The sequence below is a fragment of the Methanobrevibacter sp. genome (genome assembly GCF_017468685.1).
Taxonomy (GTDB): Archaea; Methanobacteriota; Methanobacteria; order Methanobacteriales; family Methanobacteriaceae; genus Methanocatella.
On the sequence record NZ_JAFUHT010000035.1, the window covers coordinates 1 to 8,649 of the forward strand.

Genomic DNA, 8,649 nt, shown 5'->3' on the forward strand with positions numbered 1-8,649 from the left:
CATACTTGACATTATAATTTATCCTACTATTTTTCTTTAATACATATAAAAGTTGGTCATAACAAATATATTAAATTTGTTAATCAAAAACAAAGGTATCTATTTTAAATTGTTGGATTGATTTTGAGTGTTGCTGTTTGAGAAATATCTTGGAAGCATTAATTATAAAATTATCAACTTGCTTTTTGTAAATAATTTGACCATCTTATTTACTTATTAATTAATTTTGAATATATTTATTAATCATAATTTAAATACATTTTATTAAGCACTAATGGTTTTTAAATAGATGAGGGGTTGTATTTATGAAGATTGCTTATTTTAATTATGCTGATGAAAAACTTTTTGAAATCAGGGTGGATAAACTCGAATCGATTGAAGAGGAATATGTTATAAATGATGTTCCTCAAACTGATGATGAACTAATAAAGTTTTTAGGCAATTTGGGTGAAGAGATATTTGTATTATTGCCATACAATGATGGTGAAGATTTCTATCTGAAATATTTTAATCACGCAGACTATTTTAAAACCGGCGACAACAACTTTAAAATCGGTTCACTGATATCCCATACAATTGGACGTCAGGATGAAGAAAACAATTTTGTGAAAATGTTTCAGGAGTTATATAGAACTGGTGAAAAGAAGACCGGAATTCTCAAATACATGAATGATGACGGAAAATTAATCAAATACCTTGATTTTCGCTACTTTATGATGGGGGATTCAATCGTTTCGATTCATGAAGACAAAACTGAAGTTAAAATGTATAGGGACAGTACATTGAATGATGAGAATCTAGGGGTTGCTATCGTACAGGGGGGCAGGTTTGTTGAGCTAAATGAAAATTATGCAAATTATGTTGGCAGATCAAGAGAGCAGATTCTGGGTTCAAAATACTCATTAAAAGGCATTCAATCACAAACAGCTGAAGTAACCAAAAAGGAAATCGAGCGTCTTTCACGACAGGAAAAGATTTCATATAAGGTTCCTCTTGTATCATACAATGATGACGGTAGCATTAGATTTTTCCTGAATGCGGAAGGCTCATACATCAGCTATGACAATCTGCCGGCAGTGCTGATAAAAATCAAGGATTTGACACAGCAGGAAAAGGACAAAAACAGAATTGAAAATGACAATGATTCAAAGACTCAACTGAAATATACCTTTAAAACTTTGGCCGACAATTCAAAAACAATCATATCTTATGGTGTATATCCTGATAATTTTATTGTTTCCGACAATTTCTATGATGTCATTGAGGATGAAAGCAGATCATACCAGTTTAATCCGTCAATAATAAGGGATTTCCTACTGGGTGAAGACATGGAGCTATATGATTCGATGATGGATTTGCTCAGCCCGGAAAATCCTGAAGTTGAATTTACAACAAGCATAATGACACTGAAACTTAATATTAAATATATCAGACATCACATTAAACTTGTCTATGACTCTGAAGGAAACGCTACAAGTTATGTTTCATCTCACCAGGACATTACAGAGGAAGCAGCATATATAAATTCATTGAAAAAACAGATATATGAAAAAAATGAAATTATCAAGGACAGGGATATTGATATTAAAGAAGCTCATCATAACATAAAAAACAATCTGAACATCCTTCTGTCTCTTATACGTATGGAAGAGCATAACCATATTCCTATCGAAGACATTATTGAGGATACCAAATCACATCTCAAATCAATTAGTGTGATGCATGAGAAGTTATATCAGTCCAAAAATTTAGTTGATATAGGACTGAAAGGATATATCGATTCTATTGTTGAATCTCTGTTTGATATTTATTCATCAAAGATACAGTATGTCTCAAAGGTGGAAGATATAAGCTTAAATGCTAAGCAGGCAGGATCTCTTGGATTGATAATCAACGAACTGATAAACAACACTGTTAAATATGCGTTTCCTGATGATGATCCTGGAAAAGTGGAAATAAAAATCGGGCGACTGGACAATAAAATTGAGGTGGAATATCGTGACAGCGGTGTTGGAATACCTGACAGTGTAGATTTTGAAAATCCTACCAGTCTGGGGCTGACAGTTATTCATAACCTCACCAAGCAGATTGACGGTGAGATTGCATACACATTTGATAATGGGACATGTATAAGCATAGTATTTACTGAAAATGAATCATTCTAAAAGATTTATTCAAAAACTGAAAGTCAAGGTAATTTTCTAATTTATCATAAATATGTAGAATACCCCAACTTCTGCAAGTTGGGTTCAAGTTGTGATTACATTTCAAATGTTTGCTGATGAACTTTAAATGCTATCACAACATAAATAATAAATGGCAATGACTAAGTCTTAATGAAATTTTTTCAACGAAAACCAAGTTAAAAAAAAATAATTAATCATGTCAATATTGCCTGAACCTTCCAGATAAGGAGGATAGCGCGGCAATCCTACATTCATTAGGTATACAGTTCGTGAAGTAAGAATCCTTAACTTATATAGGTTGAGGTAGTCCAATTAAATAAAGGTGTGTTAAATGGAAAAAAAATTAAATGTTCCTATTAATGATGATAGTTTAAATGATTTAAAAGCAGGAGATGTTGTTTATTTAACTGGTAATATTATTACTGCTCGTGATCAAGCTCATAAACGTATTATTGAACAAGGGGCTCCGACAGATATTGAGGGTGCTGTTCTTTTTCATGCAGGTCCGATTATAACTGAAAATGATGGTGAATATAAAATGGTGGCCATTGGCCCAACCACTTCAATGAGGATGAATCCCTATCAGAGTGATGTTTTGGATATGGGTGTGAAAATTGTCATTGGTAAAGGTGGAATGGATGATACTGTACGTGAAGCCTTAATCAGAAATAAAGCATTGTACGTGGTTGCAACTGGCGGTTGTGCTGCACTATATGTGGATGCCGTGGAAGAAATTGAAAGTGTGGACTGGCTGGACTTGGGGATGCCTGAAGCAATGTGGAATTTAAAAGTTAAAGATTTTGGCCCACTTATAGTTGCAATGGATAGTGAAGGAAATAGTTTGTATGATTGATTTTTAAAGAAATACTTATATATGAATTAAATGTATAGTATATTTTAATTCAACAATTTATGGTAAATTTGGAGGAAGTGTTAATTATGGCTGATATTAATGAACTTGCGGAAAAAAAATTAAAATCAAGAATGACAAAAATTAGGAAATGTAATAGGGAACCAGAAGAAAAGGCTAAGTTTTCAGAAAAAATTGGTATCTCACTAGAACTTGAATTTCAAAATAAAAATCCTGATAAACTCACTGATGGTATAACTATTATTACCAGTCCTGAAGGAAAAGTTTTATTTGCAGATTACTTCTACGGAATTCCTGAAGATGATGAATATACTAATGTTGAGATTACAGATAAACAATTAAAATCTATCATTGAATTCTTTGAAGATTATAAATTACAATTGGATGACTCTGATTAGATGATAGTTAATACATCTTTAGATGAAGTAAAAAAAAGAGAAAAAGCCCTATCAATTATTAAAAATATAGTTGAAAATAAAGGGCGTGATTTCTTATTTGATTTAACCGGATTATCTGGAGGATTTATTGCTAGTCCTTCAGAGTTAAGTCTTTTAGAAACTTATGTTGGTCCAGCTATTTTTGAAGATGCTCTTCAGGAAGTTGGAAAAGAGCATATGGGTGGTGAAAAAGTTCTGCCATTGAATAGGACTTCTTCAGGGATTTTAGCCACCATATTAACATTAGTTAAAAAGGATTCTAATGTTGTTCATTATCTGGCGAAATTGCCAGCGCATCCATCTATCCCTCGTAGTTGTAAATTAGTTGGTGCTAATTATTTTGAAACTGATGTTTTTGATGAATTTGAAATTCCGGATAATACGTCATTGGTTGTCATTACCGGTTCTACAATGGACCATCAGGTAATTGATGAGGGGGAATTTAAAAAAGTCATTGAAATGGCTCATGAAAAAGATATTCCTGTAATGGTGGATGATGCATCCGGTGCTAGACTTCGAACTGTCGTATTTAAACAAGAAAAAGCATGTGATTTGGGTGCAGATATTGCAATAACAAGTACAGATAAATTAATGCCAGGTCCAAGAGGAGGATTAATGGCAGGGCGTAAGGAATTGATTGATGAAATTAAAGTTAAAGTAAATCAATTCGGACTTGAAGCTCAGCCACCTGCAGTACTTGCCATGGTAAATGGGATTAAAAATTTCAATAGTGATAATCTGATAAAAAGTTTTGATAGAAAAGATCAATTATTTGATTTGTTATGTGAAAAATTCAATAATTTTCAAAAAACTCCAACAGGAGTCATGATTACTCCTTATGGTTTGTCTTGTGAAATTACAAGCTCTCATAATTTATCCGACAATGATTTAGCATTTGTACTATCTTTAATTTTACTTAAAAATCATGGAATAATTACTATTCCTTCTGTAGGTATGCCCGGAGCATCTGCTACAATAAGATTTGATTTATCAACCACTGATGCATTTAATCTGGATTTAAATGATTTGTCACAAAAAATTATCTCTTCTTTTGATGATTTAATAAAAATTGTTAATAATGAGGATGAATGTAAAAAAATAGTTTTTTAGGTGATGTAAAATGTTATACTAAAAGTATAACATTATATTAATTTTTAATGATGCATTCTCCGGAAATAACTTTTTCCAGTGTACCATCAATTTTTTCAACAACTAATGCACCTTCTCTTGAAATTCCAAGAACATATGCATCATAATATTTGTTGAATGGTTTTCTAACCTCTACTATTTTACCAATAGTGTAAGAACGTTTTCTCCATTCTTTCAATATTTCTTCATAACCTTCATGGTTAAATAATTCGCTAATTTTTTCAAATTCTTCTAAAAAGATTTTTATTAAGAGATTCTCATCTCCTTTCCTACCTAGTTCATTTTCAAGAGTAGTGGTTCCTGCTTGTAATTCTTCAGGGAAATCTTCAATATTTAAATTGGCATCGATTCCCACTCCTATGATAACAGTTTCTATGGTATTGAAGTTTGTTACAGCTTCAGTTAAAATACCACAGACTTTTTTATCATTTATCATAATGTCATTTGGCCATTTGATTTCAGAATTTTTTATGCCAATTCTTTCAAGGGTTTTAGCAACTGCAACTCCAGTAGCCAATGTGATAAGTGGAATTTTGGAGTGGTCAACATCAGGTCTTAATATGATGGATAACCATACTCCTCCCAATGGGGATTCCCAAGATTTTCCAGATCTTCCTCTCGCACCGGTTTGTTTTTCAGAAATTACTATGCTCCCGTTTTCAACACCAGTTTGGGATAAAAATTTAGCAACTGTATTTGTTGAGTTGACTTCATGGTAAATATATAAATTTTTTCCAATGTAGTTTGTGTTTAAGTCTTTCGAAATTTCAGAGGCTTTAATATGTTCCCTTTTTTCTTTACCAATTTCTTTGATTAGGTTTGCAAAATCCTGAATGTTTGTTTCTTCAATCTCTTTTATTGTTTCATCAGAAAGTTTGCTTTCTCTTTTTAATAATTTAACTATTTCATTTTTCATCCACTACTCTCCAATAGGGAAATTATTTTTTTTGCATTTGCTGATTATTTGCAGCAGTTAAGTATGACCCGACTGCAGCAGAAATTGCAGCAATCTTTTTAGCAGGCATAAATGTGGATTTTAATTTATTTACATACTCTAAATCTTCTGCAATAACATTAACCATTTCTTCTTCTATGCCTTTTCTATATGTGTCAATGAAATGTGTATTCAAATCACCGGAAATGAAATTAGGGTTCCTAAGTACTGCTTTATGGAATGGAATAGTAGTTTTAACACCTAAAATGATGTATTCACTTAATGCTCTTTTCATTTTGTTAATTGCATCATTTCTATTTCTTCCATAAGTAATTAATTTGGAAATCATTGAATCATAAAATGTTGGAATGGTATAATTCATGTATACTCCACTGTCTAAACGTACGCCCGGACCACCTGGTGATCTGTAACCTGTAATTTTACCAGGGTTAGGTGAAAAATCGTTTAAAGGATCTTCTGCATTGATACGACATTCGATTGCATGACCGGTTACTTTAATGTCATTTTGACTGTAAGTTAATTCGTCACCGTTTGCAATTTTAATTTGTTCTTTAATTAAATCGGTATTTGTGATTAATTCAGTAATTGGGTGTTCCACTTGAATACGGGTGTTCATTTCAAGGAAATAGTATTCGCCGTTATCATATAAGAATTCAACGGTTCCTGCACTTTTATATCCTATGTATTCTGCAGCTTTAACTGCACTTCCTCCCATTTGTTCTCTTAACTCTTCAGTCATGATTGGAGAAGGTGCTTCTTCTAGGAGTTTCTGATGTCTTCTTTGAATTGAACATTCTCTGTCTGCAACATGAATTACATTTCCGTGTTCATCAGCTAATAACTGGAATTCGATGTGTCTTGGTTTTTCGAGGTATTTTTCAATAAATACTGTTGAATCTCCGAAGTTTGTTGCTGCAACAGATTGGGTTGATTCAATTGCACGTACAAGCTCTTCTTCTTCATAAACTGCACGCATACCAATTCCCCCACCACCTGCTGAAGCTTTTACAATAACCGGATATCCAATTTGAGCTGCAATTTCTTTAGCTTCTTCAATGTCAGTTACACCTTCAGGTGTACCTTCAATAACAGGAACTCCTGCTTTTTTCATTAAAGCTTTTGATGTAATTTTATCTCCCATTTTGTTAATTACATCTCCACTTGGACCGATTAATTTTATTCCATTTTTTTCACATTCTTCACCAAATTTAGGATTTTCAGCTAAAAATCCGTAACCTGGATGTATAGCATCTGCACCTGACTCAAGTGCAATGTCGATTATTTTTTCAATATTTAAATAGGATTTCGCAGGTGAAGGATTTCCTAATGGATAACTTTCGTCGGCATAATTTGTGTAAAGTGATGTTTTGTCTGCATCAGAGTAAATAGCCACGCTTTTAACGTCTAATTCACGACATGCTCTCATTACTCTTATTGCTATTTCACCTCTATTTGCGATTAATATTTTTTCAAACATTTTTAAACCTCTGAAATATTTTCATTAATAATATAATTATATATTACATAATATATTAAATATTTGATTAGATGAAAAAAATTACTCGTAAAAAACATTTGGAAATGAAACTTCAATCCATTCCAACTCATCCAAAACCGAAAGTTGGTCTTGAACAGTATACTACTCCCTCAGTTATAGCTTCAGATTTAATCTGGAATGCTTTTACTCTTGGTGATATTGATGGAAAAAATGTTATTGATTTGGGTTGTGGGACTGGCGTATTTGCCATTGCATCAGCATTGATGGGTGCAAACTACTCGATTGGTGTAGATATTGATAATGATTCTATTGAATTAGCAAATGTAACTAAAGATAAATTAAATGCTGTTAATGTAAATTTCATAGTAAGTGATATTTGTCAATTTAATGAGTCATTGAATGTAGATACTGTGTTTCAAAATCCACCTTTTGGATCTCAAAAAAATGCGGATTCTGGTCAGGATTTAAAATTTGTAAAAAAAGCCATTGATTTGGATTTTAATGTTTTATATTCCTTTCATATGGCATCAACTGAAGAGTTTCTAATAAAATATTATTATAATCATAACCTGGAAATCACTCATATTTTTAGGTATAAGTTCCCGATTCCAAAAATTTATGATTTTCACACAAAAGAAAAGCAAGATGTTGATGTAATTGTCATTAGGGCAATTAAAAAATAATTTCATTTTATAAAATTCTTATTTTTTTGGTAAAAAACAATACCTTTATATACTGGGTAGTACATATTTTATATTAATATATTCTCTGAGTATAAAAAAGTTGGTAGCATAATAAGAAGCTACAGATATTATAATTGATATAATATTTTGTAAATGTGTAAGTCTATTTAGTGATAGCTATATAAATGTAGGGTAATCTTTATATAGTTTGCATGCCAAATGTATTACTAATGTATAAAGATGAGCTATCTATATTTATTCCAAACTCATTTCTTTCTGAGTCTAAAGATCTTAAAATTCGTACTTATAAAGTAGGTATTTTAGGTAGAGCTTTAGCTATTTTTCAAGCAGATAATGTGGTTATTTATAATGATAATCATGATAAAAACGAAGATGGGAAAGAGGATGGAGCTTTTATTGCTGAAGTTTTAAATTATATGAATACTCCTCAATACTTGAGGAAAAAAGCATTTCCTATAAGACCAGAATTAAAGCATGTGGGAATTCTTCCACCGCTTAGGACTCCTCATCATCCTGTTAATAATCAACCTGACGTCGGTGATTATAGGCAAGGTTTTACTGTTAAAAGAAATAAGAAAGGAACTTATGTTGATATAGGTATGGATAAACTTGCATTCTGTAAAGAGCAACTTACTGTTAAAAGAATTTTTGACTTTAAGATTACTAAAATTGCTAAGAAAGAAGTAATAGTCACACCTGATAAACCAGATGACATTTACTGGGGATATAATGTAATATCCTCTAATAAGAGTCTTAAAAATAGCTTAAAATTAATTAAACCTGATCTTGTTGTGGAAACTACAAGATATGGAGATTATATTGATTCTATTTTTGATGAATTAAAGCATA

General features: G+C 31.7%; 8 protein-coding genes. 6 read left to right on the top strand and 2 right to left on the bottom strand.

Annotation, left to right across the window (positions count from 1 at the left end):
- Nucleotides 1-305 precede the first annotated feature (305 nt).
- The 4 genes from IJ258_RS05055 to IJ258_RS05070 all read left to right on the top strand — a co-directional run bounded on the left by IJ258_RS05055 (nt 306) and on the right by IJ258_RS05070 (nt 4,604).
- Nucleotides 306-2,165: a sensor histidine kinase gene (locus IJ258_RS05055; protein ID WP_292803880.1), complete on the top strand. Its 1,860-nt coding sequence runs from the start codon at nt 306-308 to the stop codon at nt 2,163-2,165.
- A 352-nt stretch (nt 2,166-2,517) separates the two neighbouring features.
- Nucleotides 2,518-3,039 carry a FumA C-terminus/TtdB family hydratase beta subunit gene (locus tag IJ258_RS05060; protein WP_292803883.1) on the top strand — a complete coding sequence of 174 codons (522 nt, stop codon included), beginning with the start codon at nt 2,518-2,520 and terminating at the stop codon, nt 3,037-3,039.
- A gap of 86 nt (nt 3,040-3,125) precedes the next feature.
- Entirely contained in the window at nt 3,126-3,455 is a 330-nt protein-coding gene (locus IJ258_RS05065) for a hypothetical protein (protein WP_292803886.1), read from the top strand.
- Nucleotides 3,456-4,604: a TIGR03576 family pyridoxal phosphate-dependent enzyme gene (locus IJ258_RS05070; protein WP_292803889.1), complete on the top strand. Its 1,149-nt coding sequence runs from the start codon at nt 3,456-3,458 to the stop codon at nt 4,602-4,604. It abuts the gene before it with no gap.
- A gap of 37 nt (nt 4,605-4,641) precedes the next feature.
- Here IJ258_RS05070 and IJ258_RS05075 read toward each other — a convergent pair whose 3' ends face one another.
- A complete protein-coding gene (locus tag IJ258_RS05075) occupies nt 4,642-5,559 on the bottom strand; it encodes a biotin--[acetyl-CoA-carboxylase] ligase (protein WP_292803892.1) in 918 nt (305 codons plus the stop codon).
- Between the two features lie 22 nt (nt 5,560-5,581).
- Nucleotides 5,582-7,075: an acetyl-CoA carboxylase biotin carboxylase subunit gene (locus IJ258_RS05080; protein WP_292803895.1), complete on the bottom strand. Its 1,494-nt coding sequence runs from the start codon at nt 7,073-7,075 to the stop codon at nt 5,582-5,584.
- Between the two features lie 71 nt (nt 7,076-7,146).
- On the opposite strand from IJ258_RS05080, the gene IJ258_RS05085 reads away from it, so the two are divergent.
- Both IJ258_RS05085 and IJ258_RS05090 read left to right on the top strand, forming a co-directional pair.
- The gene (locus IJ258_RS05085; protein ID WP_292803898.1) at nt 7,147-7,779 is read left to right on the top strand and encodes an METTL5 family protein; all 633 of its coding nucleotides are present in this window, start codon (nt 7,147-7,149) and stop codon (nt 7,777-7,779) included.
- A 230-nt stretch (nt 7,780-8,009) separates the two neighbouring features.
- A partial coding sequence (locus tag IJ258_RS05090) for a putative RNA uridine N3 methyltransferase (protein ID WP_292803901.1) occupies nt 8,010-8,649 on the top strand: 640 nt, incomplete at its 3' end.

Excerpts from the sequence above, each read along its gene's own strand:
- IJ258_RS05055 (WP_292803880.1), top strand. The coding sequence starts at position 306 with ATGAAGATTGCTTATTTTAATTATGCTGATGAAAAACTTTTTGAAATC.
- IJ258_RS05060 (WP_292803883.1), top strand. The coding sequence starts at position 2,518 with ATGGAAAAAAAATTAAATGTTCCTATTAATGATGATAGTTTAAATGAT.
- IJ258_RS05065 (WP_292803886.1), top strand. The coding sequence starts at position 3,126 with ATGGCTGATATTAATGAACTTGCGGAAAAAAAATTAAAATCAAGAATG.
- IJ258_RS05070 (WP_292803889.1), top strand. The coding sequence starts at position 3,456 with ATGATAGTTAATACATCTTTAGATGAAGTAAAAAAAAGAGAAAAAGCC.
- IJ258_RS05075 (WP_292803892.1), bottom strand. The coding sequence starts at position 5,559 with ATGAAAAATGAAATAGTTAAATTATTAAAAAGAGAAAGCAAACTTTCT.
- IJ258_RS05080 (WP_292803895.1), bottom strand. The coding sequence starts at position 7,075 with ATGTTTGAAAAAATATTAATCGCAAATAGAGGTGAAATAGCAATAAGA.
- IJ258_RS05085 (WP_292803898.1), top strand. The coding sequence starts at position 7,147 with ATGAAAAAAATTACTCGTAAAAAACATTTGGAAATGAAACTTCAATCC.